General features: G+C 45.0%; 21 protein-coding genes. 3 read left to right on the top strand and 18 right to left on the bottom strand.

Going from position 1 to position 20,358, the window contains the following annotated elements:
• Nucleotides 1–22: 22 nt before the first annotated feature.
• Together lpdA and HFE01_RS08535 are read right to left on the bottom strand one after the other, a co-directional pair.
• Nucleotides 23–1,444, bottom strand: coding sequence for a dihydrolipoyl dehydrogenase (lpdA, locus tag HFE01_RS08530; protein ID WP_031461689.1), 1,422 nt, complete (start codon nucleotides 1,442–1,444; stop codon nucleotides 23–25).
• A 121-nt stretch (nucleotides 1,445–1,565) separates the two neighbouring features.
• A complete protein-coding gene (locus tag HFE01_RS08535) occupies nucleotides 1,566–1,799 on the bottom strand; it encodes a hypothetical protein (RefSeq protein ID WP_017427510.1) in 234 nt (77 codons plus the stop codon).
• A gap of 207 nt (nucleotides 1,800–2,006) precedes the next feature.
• On the opposite strand from HFE01_RS08535, the gene HFE01_RS08540 reads away from it, so the two are divergent.
• Entirely contained in the window at nucleotides 2,007–2,603 is a 597-nt protein-coding gene (locus HFE01_RS08540) for a thymidine kinase (RefSeq protein WP_026065459.1), read from the top strand.
• A 169-nt stretch (nucleotides 2,604–2,772) separates the two neighbouring features.
• Nucleotides 2,773–3,549 (top strand): sporulation protein, encoded by a 777-nt coding sequence (locus HFE01_RS08545; protein ID WP_031461691.1) that lies wholly within the window; start codon nucleotides 2,773–2,775, stop codon nucleotides 3,547–3,549.
• 121 nt (nucleotides 3,550–3,670) lie between these two features.
• Here HFE01_RS08545 and HFE01_RS08550 read toward each other — a convergent pair whose 3' ends face one another.
• From HFE01_RS08550 to spoIVB, 6 genes are all read right to left on the bottom strand, one after another.
• Complete coding sequence (locus HFE01_RS08550; protein WP_107733398.1) at nucleotides 3,671–4,075, bottom strand: hypothetical protein; 405 nt, start codon at nucleotides 4,073–4,075, stop codon at nucleotides 3,671–3,673.
• A gap of 359 nt (nucleotides 4,076–4,434) precedes the next feature.
• Nucleotides 4,435–4,938 carry a hypothetical protein gene (locus HFE01_RS08555; protein ID WP_107733397.1) on the bottom strand — a complete coding sequence of 168 codons (504 nt, stop codon included), beginning with the start codon at nucleotides 4,936–4,938 and terminating at the stop codon, nucleotides 4,435–4,437.
• A gap of 169 nt (nucleotides 4,939–5,107) precedes the next feature.
• Nucleotides 5,108–6,808: a methyl-accepting chemotaxis protein gene (locus HFE01_RS08560; RefSeq protein WP_107733396.1), complete on the bottom strand. Its 1,701-nt coding sequence runs from the start codon at nucleotides 6,806–6,808 to the stop codon at nucleotides 5,108–5,110.
• A gap of 246 nt (nucleotides 6,809–7,054) precedes the next feature.
• Nucleotides 7,055–7,804, bottom strand: coding sequence for a class I SAM-dependent methyltransferase (locus HFE01_RS08565; protein ID WP_107733395.1), 750 nt, complete (start codon nucleotides 7,802–7,804; stop codon nucleotides 7,055–7,057).
• 562 nt (nucleotides 7,805–8,366) lie between these two features.
• Nucleotides 8,367–9,170: a sporulation transcription factor Spo0A gene (spo0A, locus tag HFE01_RS08570; protein WP_013371763.1), complete on the bottom strand. Its 804-nt coding sequence runs from the start codon at nucleotides 9,168–9,170 to the stop codon at nucleotides 8,367–8,369.
• 216 nt (nucleotides 9,171–9,386) lie between these two features.
• Nucleotides 9,387–10,547: a SpoIVB peptidase gene (gene spoIVB, locus HFE01_RS08575; RefSeq protein WP_016822280.1), complete on the bottom strand. Its 1,161-nt coding sequence runs from the start codon at nucleotides 10,545–10,547 to the stop codon at nucleotides 9,387–9,389.
• Between spoIVB and HFE01_RS27065 the strand changes: the two genes are divergently transcribed.
• A complete protein-coding gene (locus tag HFE01_RS27065) occupies nucleotides 10,470–10,649 on the top strand; it encodes a hypothetical protein (protein ID WP_177189509.1) in 180 nt (59 codons plus the stop codon). The genes spoIVB and HFE01_RS27065 overlap by 78 nt on opposite strands.
• A gap of 21 nt (nucleotides 10,650–10,670) precedes the next feature.
• Here the strand turns inward: HFE01_RS27065 and recN are convergent, their stop codons facing one another.
• The 10 genes from recN to nusB all read right to left on the bottom strand — a co-directional run bounded on the left by recN (nucleotide 10,671) and on the right by nusB (nucleotide 20,347).
• Nucleotides 10,671–12,389, bottom strand: a complete 1,719-nt coding sequence (gene recN, locus HFE01_RS08580) for a DNA repair protein RecN (protein WP_107733394.1) — start codon at nucleotides 12,387–12,389, stop codon at nucleotides 10,671–10,673.
• Nucleotides 12,390–12,447: 58 nt separating this feature from the next.
• Nucleotides 12,448–12,897, bottom strand: coding sequence for a transcriptional regulator AhrC/ArgR (gene ahrC, locus HFE01_RS08585; protein WP_013371768.1), 450 nt, complete (start codon nucleotides 12,895–12,897; stop codon nucleotides 12,448–12,450).
• A gap of 16 nt (nucleotides 12,898–12,913) precedes the next feature.
• Nucleotides 12,914–13,390, bottom strand: a complete 477-nt coding sequence (locus tag HFE01_RS08590) for a hypothetical protein (RefSeq protein ID WP_107733393.1) — start codon at nucleotides 13,388–13,390, stop codon at nucleotides 12,914–12,916.
• 154 nt (nucleotides 13,391–13,544) lie between these two features.
• Nucleotides 13,545–14,396, bottom strand: a complete 852-nt coding sequence (locus tag HFE01_RS08595) for a TlyA family RNA methyltransferase (protein WP_016822283.1) — start codon at nucleotides 14,394–14,396, stop codon at nucleotides 13,545–13,547.
• 75 nt (nucleotides 14,397–14,471) lie between these two features.
• Entirely contained in the window at nucleotides 14,472–16,370 is a 1,899-nt protein-coding gene (gene dxs / locus HFE01_RS08600) for a 1-deoxy-D-xylulose-5-phosphate synthase (protein ID WP_016822284.1), read from the bottom strand.
• 107 nt (nucleotides 16,371–16,477) lie between these two features.
• Nucleotides 16,478–17,401, bottom strand: a complete 924-nt coding sequence (locus HFE01_RS08605; RefSeq protein ID WP_016822285.1) for a polyprenyl synthetase family protein — start codon at nucleotides 17,399–17,401, stop codon at nucleotides 16,478–16,480.
• Nucleotides 17,373–17,633: an exodeoxyribonuclease VII small subunit gene (gene xseB, locus HFE01_RS08610; RefSeq protein WP_013371773.1), complete on the bottom strand. Its 261-nt coding sequence runs from the start codon at nucleotides 17,631–17,633 to the stop codon at nucleotides 17,373–17,375. Before xseB ends, HFE01_RS08605 begins: the two co-directional genes overlap by 29 nt.
• The gene (gene xseA, locus HFE01_RS08615; protein WP_107733392.1) at nucleotides 17,623–18,990 is read right to left on the bottom strand and encodes an exodeoxyribonuclease VII large subunit; all 1,368 of its coding nucleotides are present in this window, start codon (nucleotides 18,988–18,990) and stop codon (nucleotides 17,623–17,625) included. Before xseA ends, xseB begins: the two co-directional genes overlap by 11 nt.
• Before the next feature lie 12 nt (nucleotides 18,991–19,002).
• Nucleotides 19,003–19,860 (bottom strand): bifunctional methylenetetrahydrofolate dehydrogenase/methenyltetrahydrofolate cyclohydrolase FolD, encoded by an 858-nt coding sequence (folD, locus tag HFE01_RS08620; protein ID WP_016822287.1) that lies wholly within the window; start codon nucleotides 19,858–19,860, stop codon nucleotides 19,003–19,005.
• A gap of 37 nt (nucleotides 19,861–19,897) precedes the next feature.
• Nucleotides 19,898–20,347 (bottom strand): transcription antitermination factor NusB, encoded by a 450-nt coding sequence (gene nusB / locus HFE01_RS08625; RefSeq protein WP_019687905.1) that lies wholly within the window; start codon nucleotides 20,345–20,347, stop codon nucleotides 19,898–19,900.
• Between the last annotated feature and the right edge of the window lie 11 nt (nucleotides 20,348–20,358).

Here is a 20,358-nt window from a genome sequence, read left to right on the forward strand (position 1 = left end):
AGTACCGATTTATTTGAAACGTTTATATGCCTATCGCTTGTCCATCAACGGCCAGCATCGCTTCTCCCAAAATCTCCGACAACGTTGGATGCGGATGAATAAGCTGTCCGACTTCCCACGGCGTAGCATCCAGCAATTGCGCAAGAGCGGCCTCGCTGATCAGATCCGTTACATGCGTACCGATCATATGTACACCGAGAATATCATTAGTTGTCTGGTCCGCCACCACTTTAACGAAGCCGTCCCGACTACCGTATACTAGCGATTTCCCGATCGCTTGGAAAGGGAACTTCCCTGTTTTCACCTGGTGTCCACGTTCACGGGCTTCTTGCTCCGTCAAGCCGACGCTTGCGGCTTCAGGACGTGTGTAAATACACCGCGGAATCATATAGTTGGGTACGCTGTGAAATTCTTCGCCCGCCAAATGATGAACTGCCTGCAAACCTTCATGACTTGCTGCATGGGCCAGTTGTAAGCCGCCGATGCAATCCCCGATGGCGTAGATATGTGGCTCATTTGTCTGCAAATGCTCATTAACCGAGATAAAGCCACGCTCCACGCGGATATCTGTATTTTCCAGCCCGATATTCTCCACATTCGCCTGACGACCTACAGAAATGAGCAGTTTGGAAGCACTGAGAGTTTCGGTTTCTTCTCCTTTTTGCACGTCAATCTGTACGCCTTCCTCATCCTTGCCATAGGTTTCGGCCAACACTTGTGCCCCCGTCAGCACCTTGACACCACGCTTGGTTAACAAGCGCTGCATTTCACGCGAAACGTCCTCGTCCTCCGTAGGAATAAGTCGATTTGCGGCCTCAACCACTGTAACCTCCACGCCAAAATCATTCAGCATGGAAGCCCATTCCACGCCAATGACACCACCACCTACGATAATCAGAGATGCTGGCAGCTTCTCCATAGTCAATGCTTCGTCACTGCTCAGAATAAATTCGCCATCTGGCTCCAATCCAGGCAGCACACGCGGACGTGATCCTGTTGCAATAATGAGATGTGTAGGAACAATCGTCTCCATCTCACCATCTTCTAGCTCCACAGCCACTGCTCCGCTTTTAGGAGAAAATATAGACGGTCCAATCACGCGTCCCTTACCGCTCAGCACCGTAATTTTATTTTTACGCATCAAAAATTGAACGCCCTGGTGTAACTGCTCCACAACGGCTTCCTTACGTTCCTGAACCTTGGGAAATACAAGCTGTGCTCCCGATGTCTCGATACCATATTGCGCACTTTCTTTAATCGTTGCATATACTTCCGCACTGCGCAGCAAAGCCTTGCTTGGTATACAACCTCGGTGCAGACAGGTTCCGCCAAGCTTGTCCTTTTCGATGATAACCACTTCCTTGCCGAGCTGAGCTGCGCGAATTGCTGCTACATACCCTCCGGTTCCTCCACCCAAAATAGCGACATCACAATGTATAGTCATGTTTCTCCTCCATTAACATTGATTATATATAGCTTATTGTACTCTCTTTATTTCACTGTACAAAATATAGCGTTTAGGCATAGGCTGCAAATCATCTACCTAATCTAGATATCTCTCCATATCATTCATACAGCGCATCTCGTAATTTGGTAGACATTCTTGGACTTTGTGCTGATTTGGCTCGTAACGCCTTGCGGAACGATTCATTTTGCTTGTTCAGAAGATCTAGCTCTGTCTCCAGCTCAATGATTAGCTCCAGAGCTTGCGGGCTGATCAGTCCTTGTTCCAGTAATGCTCTTCTTTTGGCACTATAATCCGTGTTTTTTTCGTCCATGCCTTCCACTCTTCCCTTCATTCCACTACGCTTCACCATATCATGCCCACGGCGGCAGAGCAATGACGACCACATTTACGTTTTAAGAATAGACATACAAAAACATGTCGAAAAACAATATATTTTCTCTAGTCTGTATGTGGCTCGTTATGGTAATCTATAATGGCGTTTTCTTTCGGAGATGAAGATTTACAGCGTAATGTACATGTTAAGAGAGGGGAATTCGCTTTGCCTACAGGACGAATTACGATAATTACAGGCCCCATGTTCAGTGAAAAATCCGGCGAATTAATTCGCCGTTGTCAGAAACTAATCCAATACGGGCATCGCAAGGTGGTCGCTTACAAACCAGCTGAAGATAACCGTTATGCCGAGGACGAAATTGTAAGTCGGATCGGATATCGGCTACCCGCTATCTCTATTCCAAGAAAACTTACGGATGAGCTCGTTCAGCATATTTTGCAAGAAACGAAAGATGCCGATGTGGTTGCCTTTGACGAAGTCCAGTTTTTCAGTCGACATATTATGTCGCTCATACAAGAGTTAGCTTATTGCGGAAAGCATGTCATTGCCGATGGGCTGAATCTGGATTACCGAGGCAAGGAGTTTGGCTATGTCGGTGGTCTGCTCGCTATGGCGGATGACATCGAAAAGCTGACTTCCTTCTGCGCTGTATGCGGCAGTTCGGAAGCAGTATTTACACAGCGTATGGTCAATGGAAAACCTTCCACTGTAGGACCTATCGTGATGATCGGTGACTCTGAGGCTTATGAGCCTCGTTGTCGTAAATGTTTTATACCTCCCCATAAAGTGAACTGCGATTAGTAAGCTACATGGGTCAGCAAACTCTATGAGCCTACTTGTTTTCCATTACTTTTTTCTTGCATTTTTTTGGAACGGTTTAAGCTATTTCCCCGTATATCCGGTTAAGCTGTACAGGTTTTTAGTTTTCGTGTGTTTACCATAACCATAAGATTATCGGGGGGACGGAATGATGAGTTTCTTTAACAAGATCTTAGCAAGTGCAGGAATCGGTTCAGCCAAAGTCGATACGTTAGTGGATCAAACTGTATATGTGCCTGGAGAAGAACTTAGCGGCATCATACGTATCAAGGGCGGTAAAATTGATCAGGAAATCGGCAAAATTGATATTGAGCTCAAGACTGAATATATCGTAGAGCACGATGATAAAAAAACCGTCACCACCTGCTGCATTGCGCGGATCAAGGTATCTGATGGCTTTCATCTAAAGCAAGGACAGGAGCTTGAAATCCCCTTTTCCTTCAGATTGCCTTTGGAAACCCCTGTTACTCATGCCAAACAGCCTGTCTGGCTGGAAACAGCATTGGATATTGGCATGGCTTTGGACCCGACCGATCGTGATTCACTTAAAATCGAGCCGCATCCTTATATGAGTACGGTGTTTGAGGCGGTTCACCTGTTAGGCTTCCGATTCCGTTCCTCCACCTGCGAACGTCACCCCAAGCTTGGACGCGGTGTTCCATTTGTGCAGGAGTTTGAGTTTACGCCTGGCTCGGAGTATGCACGGGATATCGAGGAGCTAGAGCTGATTATGCAGTTGGAACCCGAGGGGGTACATGTGCTTGTAGAAGTAGATCGTAGAGGCAGAGGCTTGTCCGGTTGGCTTGAGACTGCCTTCGATATGGATGAGCGTCATGCCTGGTTGAGCTTAAGCAGGGAAGAACTATCCTATGGACCAGATCATATAGCTGATGCGCTAGAGGAATTGATTGACAGGCAACTTCGCTAACAATGTAGTAAATATAGCAAAATACTAACAAAAAACTCCCAACCAATTTATTTACATATGGCTGGGAGTTTTTATGAATTATAAGAATTCTTTAATGATGGTCCTCAATAGTTTGCATAGACTAAAGTGGCAGCATATCCTGTCTTTCCGCCTTATGCTTACACTCTTTACATACTCCATATAGCGAACCATTATCATCAGCATAAAAGGTTAATTTTTCTTCTTTTTTACAAAAGGAGCATTTTTGCTTGCCTGTGCTCTGGATTGAGTCAGACAGTCCAAACCCAGCTTGAGTCTTAATATCTGCCACTTTTGTATTTGTGCGTGTTTCAGAAGACATTTTAGACTTCATTTCATTTGCGGTGCGGGATTGTCGGGCAGGCTTACGAGGACGAAATTCAATGACATTATTGCCCCGATGTTCATTCGCTTGTTTATTGCTGCTACGTCCACGCCATGCCATAACAATCCAACCCAACGCCACTAACAACACGCCGACGATCACCCAAGTCAGACTATTCCACATGCTCTCATCCCCGCCTTTGCTTTAGAATCTTTTGCATCCATACCACTAGCCCGTTCAATACGATGACTTAGCCTATAACATATGATTGTATATATCCGTGTATACAGCCTCTATGTTGGTCATTCGATTGCTACCCATGTAAAAATCTACCCTCCAGTGAAACATCCGACTCGCCTCTTAACGAGACATTGATCATGTTAGGTAAAACATGTTATGCCGAGGAGTAGTTTGAGCCTTTTTACAAATTGTACATCATCCTTTTGAAAAACGATAATATCCACTCTATGGACATCGTGCTCCTTATCATAATGCTTATCTACTTCCCGATGATGAGCACAAAAATGTCTCAGATGGCTACATTACTCCCCTTGATAATAAAAATCAATGAATCTTTTCGTCAACGGATTAAATTTATCAAAACGTTTGCGATGTGGTAAAAAGCCTGACTTATGTACTTGTTCTGCTGGTGTTTCTACATGTTCAAATCGCTTGAAAAAGGGCAGCGCAAAAGTGTAGATATCTTCAGTAATCTCTTGGATCACTCGTTCTCTTTCTGCTTCTGTGGATACAAGGTAATCCCTGTTGCCCGTATATTTTTTGGTTAAAGCGATCAACTCACTGTGAAAACAAGCCCCTGTACTATACTTCTTTTTTATACTTTTAGATTCCACGTTAATGTAAACTTTTAATGCACTATATTTGATCGCGCCAAAACAAATTTCAAATAAAAATTCCTTGTTTTCTTTTTTCAAAACTTTTCTGCTTTTCAGATATTTAAAACCATTCAAAAATGGTACAGCTATGATTTTGTCTATCGCTAACTGACGCAGGTCACTTGCTTTAAGTTCAGTCTTATTGTCCATGATATCACTCCAACTCAAAGAATTTCCCACCATTATATCATATCTTTCCAATTACAGACCCCGCATATCTCCACGGTAAAATCGCAATATATTAATTAAAAATGAATAGGAAAAAAGCCCCTCACAATAGAGCGGCTTTTTCCCCTGAAATATAGAAACGGTATACGATTTATACCTTGAATTTACCAATTTGTCCTTGTAGATCTTCTGCCATTTTGGACAGATTTCTTGCAGAGGAAGCAATTTCCTCCATCGATGCCAGTTGTTCTTGAGTCGCGGCAGATACGTGCTGTGTCCCGGCTGCAGCCTCTTCAGCAATCGCTGAAATTTGTTTAACAAAGCCAACAATCTCATCGGTACTTGCAGACATTTGCTCCGATCCAGCAGAGACCTCTTCAATTTCACTGGCCACTTTATTAACAGTTTCCTGAATAAGCTCAAAGGATGCACCTGCATTTTGCACGACTTCCCGACCTGTCATGACATCTCGCCCATTGGATGCTACCGCCTCAATAGCATGCGAGGTGTCCTTCTGTATCAATCCCACCAGCTCCGTAATTTGTTGAGCAGAATGAGCCGATTGTTCAGCCAGCTTACGCACTTCACCTGCAACTACAGCAAAGCCGCTACCGTGGTCTCCTGCGCGGGCTGCTTCAATGGCAGCGTTCAGGGCAAGAAGATTGGTCTGACTTGAAATATTGGTGATGACATCAATAATCTTCCCAATTTCATCTGAACGCTCTCCCAATCCAGCCATAAGATCAGCCAAGCTATTCATAGAGTCATTCACGCTATTCATCTGGACAACTGCCTGCTGGATCAACTGATTGCCTTCAGCTGATTTGTGAGCTGCATCCTGAGCTGATGCAAAAACATTTTGCGCACGGATTGCAATTTGTTCCACACCAATGGACATTTCCTCAATAGCCTGGGATGACTTGGTCACCATATCTACTTGATCGCCCGTCCCTGTAGCTACTTCTTGCACTGTTTCGGTGATTTGTGCAGTTGCTTGGCTATTTTGCTCTGCGCTGGCCGTCAATTCTTCCGAGGAAGTGGTAACCAACTCAGTCGTATTACTTACAGACTGAATCAGTTGACGAAGGTTTTCAACCATAGTATTAAAGGAACGCGTCAGCGTGCTAATCTCATCCTTGCCCTTCACGACAATAGCTTCCCCAGTAAGGTCACCGGACGCAATGCTTTCAGCAGCACGACTGATGCGCAAAATAGGCTTAGAAATAATTTGGGCTATAATGATCGCCATGATCAATGCTAGGATAACGGCTGCAATGCTCAAAACAATTACTAATTGTCTACCTAAAATAAAGTTATCAACAGCTTCTTTTGTAGTCAGTTTTGATCCATCTGCATTCAACTTAATAAGCTGAGCGATCATATCGTTTGAACTATACCATAACTTATAGGATTCCTGGTGAAGGATGCTTGACTGAGTGTAATCATTAGCTCTCCCGGCTGCAATCACTTCTGGCAACTTATCCAAATACTCTGTATACGCTTTGGAGAATTTTTCATACATTTCACGTTCCTTAGGGGTAGCAATTAATTTTTCGTAAGTTTTTCGGCCTTCTTCAACTTTTTTTAAAACCTTATCATATTCGGCCTGAACCTTCTCCATTTCCTCCGGGTCACGTTCTACAATAATATTTAATGAAAGCCGCTCTACATCAGATACATCACCATTTAGTGTTCCGAGGATGGTCACACTTGGCATCCAATGGCTATCAATTTCCATTGAAGTATCGCCTAATTTTTTCATTCTCGAGATCGATACTGTACTAATCACAACCAACAGGATTATTACCGCAAGGAAACCCAATAACAATTTTGTTCGAATGTTAAATTTCATATATTCGCTCCTTAGTTCTCTATATAATAGATATTATATCGACAAGAATCGACACATTGTTTATATCAAAATTAAAGAGAATTTCAGAACTGTTTACAAAAGGAAAACTTTTCTTCGTGATTGTTATATAACTGATTGAGGCATATTATAAGCCGCGTGAGAGTATTATTTTTCAACCATCTAATTCATCTGTTGAAGCATTGCAAGCAAAAAAGAGATACCCCAAAGCGGGTATCCCTTTATGTTTTACTTCCTAGCCACAATCATAAATCGCTCTGCATTTGTCCTAATTCCTTTTGGAGTTTGGTTGTCCAGAATGAATTGTTGGAGTATTTCAAAATCATTTTGTTTTTGTCCAAAGTCAGGAATAATGGGAGTGTGTTTTAAAAGGAAAACTAAGTCTGCAGGAGTCTGATAATATTCGGTTGCATTAAATTCGAATGACTGAATGTCGTTAAAGCCCGCTTCATTTAGTTCTGTAATACATTGAGTTTTCAACGAATCTTTCTTATTACCCAATGCCTGCCCTCTTCCAAACGCTTCTTTAATGTTTAATTTGTCATTTTCGCTTACTTGCTGTGTTAAAAATATACCACCCTTAACTAACACCTTAACTATTTCTTTTGCACAGAAACACGAATGTCGAGAAGAGACTACATTAAAGAATTCCTTGGGAAAATTCAGATTTTCAGCATCCATCTGAAGAAAACGAACATTCGCTATATCAGATTTGATAGAGTTCTTTGTTGCCGTTTCAATCATTCCAGTAGATTGGTCAATCCCGACTAAAAGTAATGCAGAATTTGCTATTGCTAAAATAGCTTCCCCACCACCCGTGCCGATATCAAGCAATATGTCCGACTTCTCGCACGTCTTTGATACTTCATTGTAGAAGTCCCATTTTACTCCTTCCGAGATACATTTCACATTACTGAAATTCCATCCGTTAGTTTTTCCAACCTTATCATAAAACTCTTTATATTCAATTGATTTCATTTTTATCCACCTTCAAATAAGATAATAAACTACAGAATGGCAAACCGAATTTATTCAAAATTTTAGTTTTGTAGTCAACAGGGTAGACTCCCCCCTTAACAGCTGGTACGCGTTTTTTTCCAGCCCGGAAACTAAATACTTCGAACAATATGGAAAGACATCCGATTCACCTCATTTGAAAGTTTGCTTTTATTATATTTCTAATCAGGCATACCAATCAAGAATGGTTAGTCGCTAAACTTCTTTGCCCCCTTCTCCCTATAGGGAAAGCGTATATCCACTAGAATTAAAGCCCTGCTTAGTGTTAGAGACTTAATTTAAGGGTAGCAGACAGCAGTACAGGTAGAGGCAAATAGATTGTTAGGTTAAAATTCAAAATTGTTCGTAAAAAATACCGCTTATTTATCGGTCATGGATGAACCAATAAATAAGCGGTATTTGCTGATTTTACAATTCAAAAGCTTATTCGTATAAGGACGGTTGTTGGGGACATTATTAGCCATCCCTTCATTCTAACACTGACAAATGTCAAAGTCGGAATCCATTAATCATCCTGATCCTTTCAGGACACTTTATTCTCAATCCGCAATTTGTCTGCGACCATCGCTATAAATTCTGAGTTCGTTGGTTTGGACTTGCTGATATTAATAGTGTAGCCGAACAGGTGAGAGATGCTGTCGATATTTCCACGGGTCCATGCTACCTCAATAGCATGACGAATGGCGCGTTCTACGCGGGATGCCGTCGTTTTGAACTTTTCGGCAATTGCCGGATATAGAGTTTTAGTGATGGCTCCCAAAATTTCGATATTATTGTACACCATCGTAATGGCTTCACGTAGATATTGATAACCCTTGATGTGAGCTGGTACACCAATCTCATGGATGATAGCAGTGATGCTGGCATCCAGGTTTTTCGTCTTACCCATAGGCACAACGTTGGACCGCATAGATGAAACGGTTACCGGGCTGTTGCTGACTAATTGCGGTCCTACCAATTGGCGTATACGGTTCGCAAGCACTTCCATATCAAACGGCTTCAAAATATAATAAGATGCCCCGAGTTGAACGGCCCTTTGTGTAATATTTTCTTGACCGAATGCAGTCAGCATAATGATTTTCGGTTGTGGAGTCAGGTTCATTTCTCTCAAACGCTCCAATACACCGAGACCATCCAGATGAGGCATAATAATATCTAAAATAAGTACATCAGGTATGTTGCGGGATTCTGCGATGCGTTGGAGTACTTCTTCACCATTGAAGGCGATTCCTGTAACTTCCATATCCTCCTGATCGGAAATATATTCAGCAAGCAAATTCGTAAATTCCCGGTTGTCATCAGCCAACAATACCTCAATTTTTTGCAATGTACTTCCTCCTTAGTGAGTGTTATTCCATTGGGACATCTGTTTCCATTAAATAAATATTTCTTGTCGGAGTATATGATTTCGACATCGAATTATGAATTCCTTCTGTCGAAAATTATTTTTATTTATTTTTTTTATAAATTCAATTATAATTGAATTTTTATCTTGCAAATCTGAGTTATTCCTCTCCTTTTCGACAAAAAAATCTTAAGGCCACTAGCTCGCCTTAAGATTAGAGGATGACTTCAAGCTCAGTTTATTATGCATGATTCCTGCGTCACGCAACATCCATTCGATAAAACATCCGTAACCTGATTTAGGATCATTAACAAATACATGCGTTACAGCTCCGATCAGCTTACCATTTTGGATAATCGGACTACCACTCATTCCTTGCACGATTCCGCCGGTCTTATCTAATAGCTTTGGATCTACAACCCGAATCACAAGCCCTTTGGTTGCTGGTTTATCCTGCTGAGAAATGTGTACAATTTCTGCCTGAAAACGCTGAATTTGTTGACCTTCCAGTACAGTCAAAATTTCTGCTGGTCCTTCTTTTACTTCATTCGCAAGTCCCACCGGAATGGGCGTCGAATACAATCCATTTTGCGGCTCATCTGACATTTTCCCAAATATTCCAAAGCTCGTATTTCGTTCAATATTTCCTAAGATCCGATGATCCTTGAGAAAATGAGCACGTTTCTCTCCGGGTTCCCCACTCTGGCTTTTCGCAATTGACGTCACATTGGATTGCACAATCTCTCCGCTGCCCACGACAATGGGAGTTTGAGTATTCATATCAGTAATTACATGACCCAAGGCCCCGTAAACCCCCTGATCCGGTGCATAAAACGTTAATGTACCTACGCCTGCAGCCGAGTCTCTAATATATAACCCGAGCCGCCACGCTTTATCCTCTTGATCATATGCTGGGGTTAACTTGGTGGAGATCGTCTGTTCGCCTCGACAAAGCGTGATGTCAAGCGGCTTTTTGTTTTTACCTGCCTCGTCCACAGCTTCCGCTACCCTGGCGAGACTATTGAGGGGTTTGCCGTTCATGTGTGTAATACGGTCCCCTAGGCGAATACCAGCTGTCTCACCAGGTGACACCTTACGATCATTGCTTTCCTGAATGATATGGTGACCAACGACAAGCACTCCTGAAGATTTTACTTTGACCCCGATCGTCTGGCCCCCTGGGTATACTTTCAAATCGGGAACAACGCTTTCCTGGGTTGTTTTCATGCTTTTAGAGCCGAACAAATCCAAAGAAGCCTGTAGAGGCAGCGCTGCTTGCACATGCTGAGCGTTACCGAGAGAACACATAAGAAAAACAAGCAAAAGACCGAGCAATTTGATCCTGGAGAAAAAATTCAATGGCTGTCACGCTCCCTTTGCTTCTTTCGCTTGACGAGTAAAGGTGGTCGCCAATTGCGTACCTATAAGGTAACCTTGCCCCCAGGCTTTTATAACTGTTAATCATTACGCCAGCCGCTCTTTTCAGGCTTTCTTTCCTTCCGCCAAATTCAGCATTTCCTGTGCGTGATGCAATGTTTTTTCGGTAATTTCTACGCCGCCCAGCATCCGTGCCAATTCCTTAACCCGACCTTCCTCCGTTAGTCCCTCAATTTGAGTCATGGTTCGTCCGTCATGCACATTTTTTTCAATCAGGTACTGATGATCTGCCATACACGCCACCTGCGGCAAATGAGTAATGGAAAACACCTGACAAACGGAAGACAAACGATACAGCTTCTCGGCTATAGACTGAGCTGCACGACCACTTACCCCAGTATCCACCTCGTCAAAAATGAGCACCGGTATTTGATCATGACGCGCAAAAATACTTTTCATTGCCAACATGATACGTGATAACTCACCACCAGAAGCGATTTTACCGAGTGGGCGAAGTGGCTCACCTGGATTGGGCGAAATCAGAAATTCCGTATTATCTATCCCTTGCTTGGTAGGTCGTACCTTTAGACCCTTATATTCATATCCCCGTGGATCTTCAATTGGATCAATGCGTACCTTGAGTGACGTTCTTTCCATTTGAAGATCTTTTAATTCCTGCTCTACTTGCTCTGCAAGCTCTTCGGCACAAATTTCACGCGCTTCTGTAAGCTCTTCAGCAATCTCCAGCAAATCCGAAAGCAACTCATCCCGCTTTGCAATGAGCTGCTCCAGCCGCTCATCTTTATTTTCCAACAGATCGGTTTCCTGCTCAATACGGCTATAGTATTCCAAAATCTGTTCTATACTATCACCATATTTTCGCTGTAGTCCGGTAATTTGATTCAAACGTTGCTCCACCTCATGCAGCTTGCCCGGATTAAATTCAATATCCTCACGATAAGAACGTAATTGAAACGCTGCATCCTCCAACTGATAGAAAGCAGACTGAATCTGCTCCGCAATGGGCTGAAGACTTTTACTATCATAGCTCTGAACATCATTTAATCTGGACAACACGTTATTGACCGTATCCAGCCCGCCTCTGCCACTTAACAGCTCATATGCTCCTGATATTCCATCCATCATTTTCTCACTATGGGATAGCTTGACCCGTTCCTCTGCCAATAATTCATCTTCACCCAATTTTAATTCTGCCGCAGCGATCTCTTCCAATTGGAAACGATACATGTCCAATAGCTGATAAGCCTTTTGACTGGAGCTTTGCAATTCCCTTACTTCTTTTTCCGCTTTGACAAAAGCATTGTAGCGCTCCCTGTAAAGCGCTTTGACTGGACCGATGACTGAATCACCGAACGTATCCAGCAGCGCCAGATGGCGATCTGCACGCAGCAAGCTTTGATGCTCATGCTGCCCATGAATATTAACGAGTTGCTCACCTACCTCACGCAACATCGTTAAATTAACCATCTGACCGTTAATTCGAGATGAACTTTTCCCTTGAACCGTAAGTTCTCGACGAATCAGTAAATGCTCTTCTGGGTTAGCCTTAATCCCTTGTTCCTCCAACGTACTCCAAACGGGATGTTTGACCGGCAGTTCAAACAAGGCCTCCATTTCTGCTTTATCACAACCGTAACGCACAAGATCAGCAGAGCCCCTGCCGCCCGCAATCAGCCCAAGTGCGTCAATAATAATGGATTTACCAGCACCAGTTTCCCCGCTCAATACATGAAATCCTTTATAAAAATGAACATCGACAGCCTCTACGACTGCCAAATTCCGTATAGACAAAGTGACCAGCATCGTTCTTTCACCTCTATGATGTACAAATTAAAACGCCTAATATGCGTAGCCTTTATAATTAGGAAATGTAGCCCATAAGACGATTCACGATAGTTTCACTGTTTTCTTCCGATCGGCAAATAATCAAAATGGTGTCATCCCCGCTAATCGTACCCATGACCTCAGACCATTCGATATTGTCTAATAAAGCAGCAATCGAGTTAGCTGTTCCTGGCAGGCACTTCATCACAATCAGATTGGTTGTGTAGTCAATATGCAAAAAGTTGTCAACCAATGTACGTTTCAGTTTCTGCGTCGGATTGTAACGCTGGTCTGAAGGCATCGAATATTTATATCTGCCGTCGTCCATTGGAACCTTTATGAGCAGCAGTTCTTTGATATCCCGGGATACAGTGGCCTGGGTGACCTGAAAACCAGCCTCACGCAATGCTTCAACTAGATCATCCTGCGTTTCAATCTCATGTTGTGAAATAATTTCCCTGATTTTAATATGTCGTTGACCCTTCATATAATCCTCCTATGGATTAACCTTCATATTCCTCTTCTTCGAGGTCTTCCACTATTGTAATAAGACGAATACTTTTCTCGTCCGTATCAACGTACAATACCCCCGCACAGCCTGGATAGAGCAGCAAATAAGGCATAAGCCTGTCCCGTAAATCAGGACCGTTCCACTCCATAGGTTTCTTGCGGCGTGACGTTTTGACCATATATGTCGAACCGTTACGTACAGCTACGTAGTCAATAAACAAACGGCTATACACGGTATGTCCATTCACTTTAAAAGCAAGCGGTATTTTCATTTTCCCGCCCACCACCTCATATCCTGCTTCCTCCAGTTGGTCCACAGCAGGTCCTTCGTTTAAATCCTCATTAATCGGTATCGTTTTTAGCACAAGCGGTCCCGGCTCCTTTAACCAGGCACGCAGGCTATAAAAAGCCCATATCCCTAATATCACCCCGATCACAGTGATGATAACCGTATCGTATTGCGTGTCCATGAACCGATCACCTCATGGACATATTCTAGGACATGACGCAAAATTCCTTTTCATCTGTACATCCATTATAGGCGAACGTGAGTTCTACAAGCAATCCCTCACACCAAAAAGAGGTTCTCTTAAGTTCACAGAACTCATGGAGAACCCCTGAATGTCACTTACGCGATGGGCCATTATTAAAAGTCTGACCTGCTTCCTGAACAGTTCGTTCAATCAGTGGACTGTAATCCATCTTTTCCAGCTGCGATTCTGCGGCCGGGAGCCCATCCAAACGCCAATGCGCTAAAAATTCAATATTTCCTTCGCCGCCTGTAATCGGGGAAAAGGCCAAGCCTTGCAACGTAAGTCCAAGCTCATGTGCAAACATTAAGATGGTCTGCAATACTTCTTTATGCGTAGCAGGTTCTCGAACCACGCCAGATTTCCCAACCTTTTCGCGACCAGCTTCGAATTGAGGCTTGATTAGAGCTACAATATCAGCAGGTTGATGCAGCAATGCAAGCAATGGCGGCAAAATAATTCGTAACGAAATAAAAGAAACATCAATACTTGCGAAATTAGGCACAGGACCGCTCAAATCCGCAGGTGTCATATATCTGAAATTCGTTTTCTCCATAACGCATACACGCTCATCATTACGAAGTGACCAATCCAGCTGATTATACCCCACGTCAATGGCATACACGTACTGAGCTCCATGTTGAAGCGCACAATCCGTAAAGCCTCCGGTTGATGAACCGATATCTAGCATCGTCCTGCCCTTCATGTCCAGCTCGAATTGACGGATGGCCTTTTCGAGCTTCAACCCTCCACGGCTTACATATGGATGCACCGAACCTTTAACTTTAAGCTCACTGGAACGGGGTACCTTCATTCCCGCTTTCTCGATCCGTTCACTGTCCGCCAACACTAAACCTGCCATGATCGCGGCTTTAGCTTTTTCGCGGCTTTCAAAAAAACCTTGTTCTACAAGCAATACATCAATGCGTTCCTTCGGAACAGACATGTTAATCTCCCTTTAGGCAGCCAGGCTGCTCTTGTCATACTTTTTATAAAATCATGTTGTTTACTTTAAGTTATCCTATACAGATTGCCCCATGCCATATGCTGGCTCAGCGGACCACTTACGCAGCTTTAAGCACACTGCTTCAACGGTAAGTCCCACTTCAGCGCGTTGCTCTTTGATGGAGCCGTGCTCCACAAACAGATCGGGAATCCCCATTAACCGCACCTGTGCATCTTGTATTTCTTCTTTGGCGTAAAATTCCAGTACGGCACTACCCAAACTTCCTGCTTCAGAAGCTTCTTCCAATACAATCAGCTTCGTATGCTGGCGGGCCAGCTCACGCAACATCTCCTCATCCAAAGGCTTGAGAAAGCGAGCATTCACAACGCCCACTTGCATACCCTCACGTTTCATCGCCTCCGCAGCCTCTGTCGCCACTTGGAGCATCGGTCCTGAAGCGATTACAGCGAAGCCCTCACCTTTACGCAGAAGCTCCCAACTGCCGATAGGAATAACCCGCAATTCTTTATCCAACGGCACGCCAACCACATTAACACGTGGGTAACGATAAGCAATTGGACCGTCTTCGTAGTCAAGTGCTGTTTTCATCATATGGCGGAGCTCATTTTCATCCTTTGGCATCATAAGCACAAGATTCGGGATATGACGCAAGAATGCTACATCAAACACGCCATGATGAGTTTCACCGTCTGCACCAACAAAACCAGCACGATCAATCGCGAACATCACATTGGCATTATGACGACAAATATCGTGCACAATTTGGTCATATGCACGCTGCATAAAAGTAGAATACACCGCAAATACCGGCTTCATCCCTTCCATTGCTAACGCTGCACACATGGTTGCAGCATGCTGCTCAGCAATGCCGACGTCGATCATACGTGTAGGAAACTCTTTACTAAAAGGTACTAGTCCTGATCCACCAGGCATTGCAGGGGTGACCGCAATGATGCGCTCATCCTGTTCAGCCAGCTCAATCAGCGTTCTACCGAAAATTTCCGTATACATCGGATTGCCTACAGCTTTGAGTACTTGACCTGATTCAATTTTGTATGGACTGATGCCGTGCCACTTGTGTGAATCGGCCTCCGCAGGCTTATAGCCTTTACCCTTGGTGGTTACGACATGCACTAATACAGGGCCAGTCACGTTATCAGCCTGCTGAAAAGTCTCAATTAGCTTGGACAAATCATGTCCGTCCACCGGACCAAGATACGTAAATCCCAGCTCTTCAAACAGCACACCTGGAACCATCATATATTTAAGACTGTCCTTGACGCGGCCAGCCGATTTGGCAAGTTTACCGCCTATAGCGGGTATTTTTTTCAGCAAAACTTCCAGCTCATCCTTTGCCCGCAAATAGTGACGGTCCGAGCGAATTTTGCTCAAATAATTATGCATGGCCCCTACATTCGGGGCGATAGACATTTCATTATCATTCAGAATGACCATTAAATTTTTACGTTCATGACCAATATGGTTTAATGCTTCGAAGGCCATGCCCCCAGTCAACGCGCCGTCCCCGATCATTGCAATAACTTTATTGTCCTCGCCCTTCAAATCACGTGCCAAGGCCATCCCCATTGCAGCCGAAAGGGAAGTGCTGCTATGTCCAGCTTCCCAAACATCATGCTCGCTCTCACTTCTTTTTACAAAACCACAAAGTCCATCACGCTGACGAAGTGTATCAAAACGATCCATTCGCCCTGTCAATATTTTGTGCACGTAGGCTTGGTGCCCAACGTCATAAATCATCTTGTCCTTTGGACTGTTATAGCAATAATGCAGGGCGATCGTGAGCTCAACCACTCCCAGATTCGATGCCAGATGCCCCCCAGTCACGGACAGCTTCTCAATCAAAAAGCTCCTGATTTCCTCGGCTAGAGAAGCCAACTCCTCAACCGACAGTGATTTCAGATCGCCTGGTTGCTTTATGTGTGGAAGCAGCACGCATATCTCCCCGCTTTCCTTCAAGTTTGTGTGTAAAGTTAACAAGTATTATATCACACTTTTGGACTGTGCTTAAACGCAGACAAGTCAAACCAGTTCTAACGCTACTAATGATCACGCTTCATCAGGTAATCCGCTATCTCCAGCAAGCGCGAAGAATCGGGAATACCACCTTCTGCAATCACTTTTTTGGCGGACGCTGTGAGTTCCTCCACTTGCCGCAGAGATGCGTCCATACCGATGAAATACGGATAGGTAACCTTCTCCTGTTCAACATCACTCTGCGTTTTTTTCCCCATTTTGCTTTCATCGCCTACGAGATCCAATATATCGTCCTGAATTTGAAAGGCCAAGCCCAGATCTCGTCCAAAGCGGCGAAGCGCCTCTAGTTGACTCTTGTCTGCCCCACCAATCCGTCCACCTGCCAAGAGTGAGAAAATGATCAAATCAGCCGTTTTATGAAGGTGGATATATTCTAGTTCCTCGATCCCCGTCATTCCCTGCTCGCCCGACATATCTGCGACCTGTCCACCTACCATGCCTCTGGCACCGCTCATTTCGGATAAATCCTCAACTATGGACAATAGCGCATCGGAAGAAACCCCGTGACGACGACCCGCCTGCACGATGCTATAAAATGCATGGGTCAGCAAAGCATCGCCCGCAAGAACAGCAACCGCCTCGCCGTATACCTTATGATTCGTCAGCTTTCCTCGCCGATAATCATCATCATCCATCGCCGGCAAGTCGTCGTGAATGAGGGAATACGTATGTACCATTTCTACCGCACATGCTACTGGCAACGCCGCTTCCCTGCTTCCACCAAATGCTTCCGCAGCGGCGATCACAAGCAGAGGCCGCAGCCGTTTACCGCCTGCGGTCAGTGAATAGTTCATAGATTCTCGAAGAACATCTGGAATGTCCCAATGCGCCGGAAACTGCTCGGTCAATGCAGACGAAACTGCATCCGCCGTCACAGTCAAATATTCCTTGAACGACAGTCTATTCAAGCCCTTCACCGCCGTTTTCATCCAATCCGCCGCCGAAAGGCTTCTTGCGCAAATCTCCATCCTCTTCCACGATCATTTCAATTTTACGTTCGACCTGTTCCAGCTTCTGACTGCAAAGCTGAGACAGCTTCATCCCCCGCTGGAACAAATCAATGGCTTGCTCCAGAGGAACGTCTCCATGCTCCAGTTGTCCGACAATTTCTTCAAGAGCGGCCATGGCCGCTTCAAAATTCAATTCCGCTTCATTCGCCACCGTGCTTCGCGTCCTCCTTCATTCCCCATACTTGACAGTCTAACTGTCCGTCACTCACTTTTATCTTGATAGAATCTCCCGGTTGTACATCTTTGAGCGACTTGATTAGCCGTTTCTCCTGCTCATCGTATACCAAGCTGTAGCCTCGGGCCATGACTTTGAGCGGACTCAGCGCGTCCAGCTGACGAATTCCGGTATGCAGCTGCTGCCGCCCCGTTTTTGTGATCGCACGCATCGCAGACTCCAGCTGACGTTGTGCCATATCCGTCTGCTTGCGCGCCGAACGAATTTGTTCACGCGGATTAAACCGCTCTAGTACCTGACGCATACGCGCGTTTTTCTCTGCGTTTAAGCGTGAACGGTTAACCGCTGCGCGGATCAGACGCTGATGCAGCATGTCCATCCGCTCTGCATGCTGGAGCATGTAGCGGCGCGGATGCAGCAGCACTGGCGAACGCCGAAGCCTCATCAAGCGTTCACGGCTGGCTTCCAACCGCTGCCTAAGGGCATTACGCAACCGCTGCTCCCGCTGAAGCAGCTGATCCCGAAGCTCTCCCTGATGAGGCACAGCCAGCTCAGCTGCTGCGGTCGGCGTTGCTGCGCGTAAGTCAGCCACAAAATCGGCAATGGTAAAATCCGTTTCGTGTCCAACGGCCGAAATCACAGGAATGACCGATGCGTAAATGGCACGCGCAACCGCTTCCTCATTAAAGGCCCACAGTTCTTCTAAGGAGCCACCACCCCGTCCGACGATCATCACCTGAACCTCCTGCATACGATTCATGGCTTCAATTGCCTTAACGATCGAGGGGGCAGCACCTTTTCCTTGCACAAGAACTGGATACAACACGATTCCAGCCTGCGGGTATCGCCGTTGAAGTGTAGTGATAATATCACGCACAGCCGCTCCGGTCGGTGACGTAATTACGCCAATGGTTGCAGGGTGAGCAGGGAGATTCCGTTTGCGAGTGGTATCAAACAGCCCTTCTGCATCAAGCTTTTGTTTGAGTTGTTCATATGCCAGATAAAGGCTGCCTATACCGTCAGGCTGCATTTGAGTCGCATAAAATTGATATTGACCATCCCGTTCATACACGGATACGTTTCCCCGGGCGATAACACGCGTACCTTCTTTCGGTACGAAAGGGAGCCGTCTATTATGAGTTGCAAACATAATCGAACGTATGCGGCTCCCCTCATCCTTGAGCGTAAAATACATGTGACCACTCGAATGATGCGTAAAGTTAGAAATTTCCCCGCGTATCCATACATCAGACAGCACCTGATCGGATTCCAGTTTCATCCGGATATAGCGATTCAGGTCCTGTATAGAATAAATACGTTGTTGTTCAGCCACAGGCAGCTGCCTTTATGCCAAACCGTGCGACCGCTTGGCCGCTACGAGCGTATTTTGCATCAGCATTGTAATCGTCATTGGGCCTACTCCGCCGGGAACAGGCGTAATCGGACCGGACACTTGCTTTACGCTCTCAAAATCAACGTCACCCGCCAGCTTTCCGTTCTCCAGACGATTCATTCCCACATCGATAACTACTGCACCCGGCTTTACATACGAAGCATCGATGAAATTGGCTTTGCCGATGGCAACGACCAAAATATCCGCTTGTTTACTGAGCTCGGCAATATTCGCTGTACGAGAGTGACACATCGTAACCGTAGCATTTTCACGCTGCAGCAATAATGATACCGGCTTGCCCACGATATTACTGCGACCAATAACAACCGCATGTTTACCAGCTATTTCTACTCCAGCGCGTTTGATTAACTCAATGACTCCAGCGGGAGTGCAAGGCAATAGGCTATCATCGCCGATGACCAGATTCCCTACGTTTACCGGATGAAATCCGTCAACATCTTTCTCCACTGCAATCGCGTCAATGACAGCTTTTTCCTGAATATGCTTTGGCAATGGCAGTTGCACCAAAATCCCATGGATATTACTTTGATGATTCAGCTTATCCACCAGTTTCAGTAATGCTTCTTGTGAAGTATCTGCCGCCAATCGATGAACCTCAGAGTAATAGCCGAGATCGTGACACGCCTTTTCCTTATTTTTAACATACACCTGAGAAGCAGGATCTTCGCCTACCAGTACAACAGCCAGTCCGGGTTGAAAGCTGTGTTCTTTCAAACGAATGACCTCTTGCTGAATGCTTGCCCGAATATCCTGAGAGATTTGTTTACCATCAATGATCGGTGCTGACATGTTTAACCACTCCCCAACCTGATTCAGTAGTCTCTAATTAAAAACGTGCTTTCAATTGCTCCAGCTCTTGTATCACTCGTCCCAGCACACCATTAACAAATTTACCCGATTCCTCGGTACCAAAGTGCTTCGACAACTCAATTGCTTCATTGACTGCTACCTTGGCTGGAACATCCTCGCGGAAAATCATTTCATATACCGCAAGCCTCAAAATTTGACGATCTACACGCGAAAGTCGGCTGATCTGCCAGCCTTTCAGGTAATCCGCCAACAGCCCGTCAATCGCTTCCTTGTGCTCCCATGTGCCACGCACATGCTCCAAAACATACGCTCTTAACACTGCCGCATTTTTAATTACGACTTCGGCTTCGTTTTCCTCAGCCGCTTCCTGAAGCAGCATGTCCACAGCTGCCGCCGCTTCCACTTCATTCATTTCCATATGGTACATACTCTGTACCGCTAATTCCCTCGCCAGACGTCTTTTCATGCCCTGCCTCC

The organism is Paenibacillus sp. EKM10P (assembly GCF_011800655.1).
Lineage (GTDB): Bacteria > Bacillota > Bacilli > Paenibacillales > Paenibacillaceae > Paenibacillus > Paenibacillus polymyxa.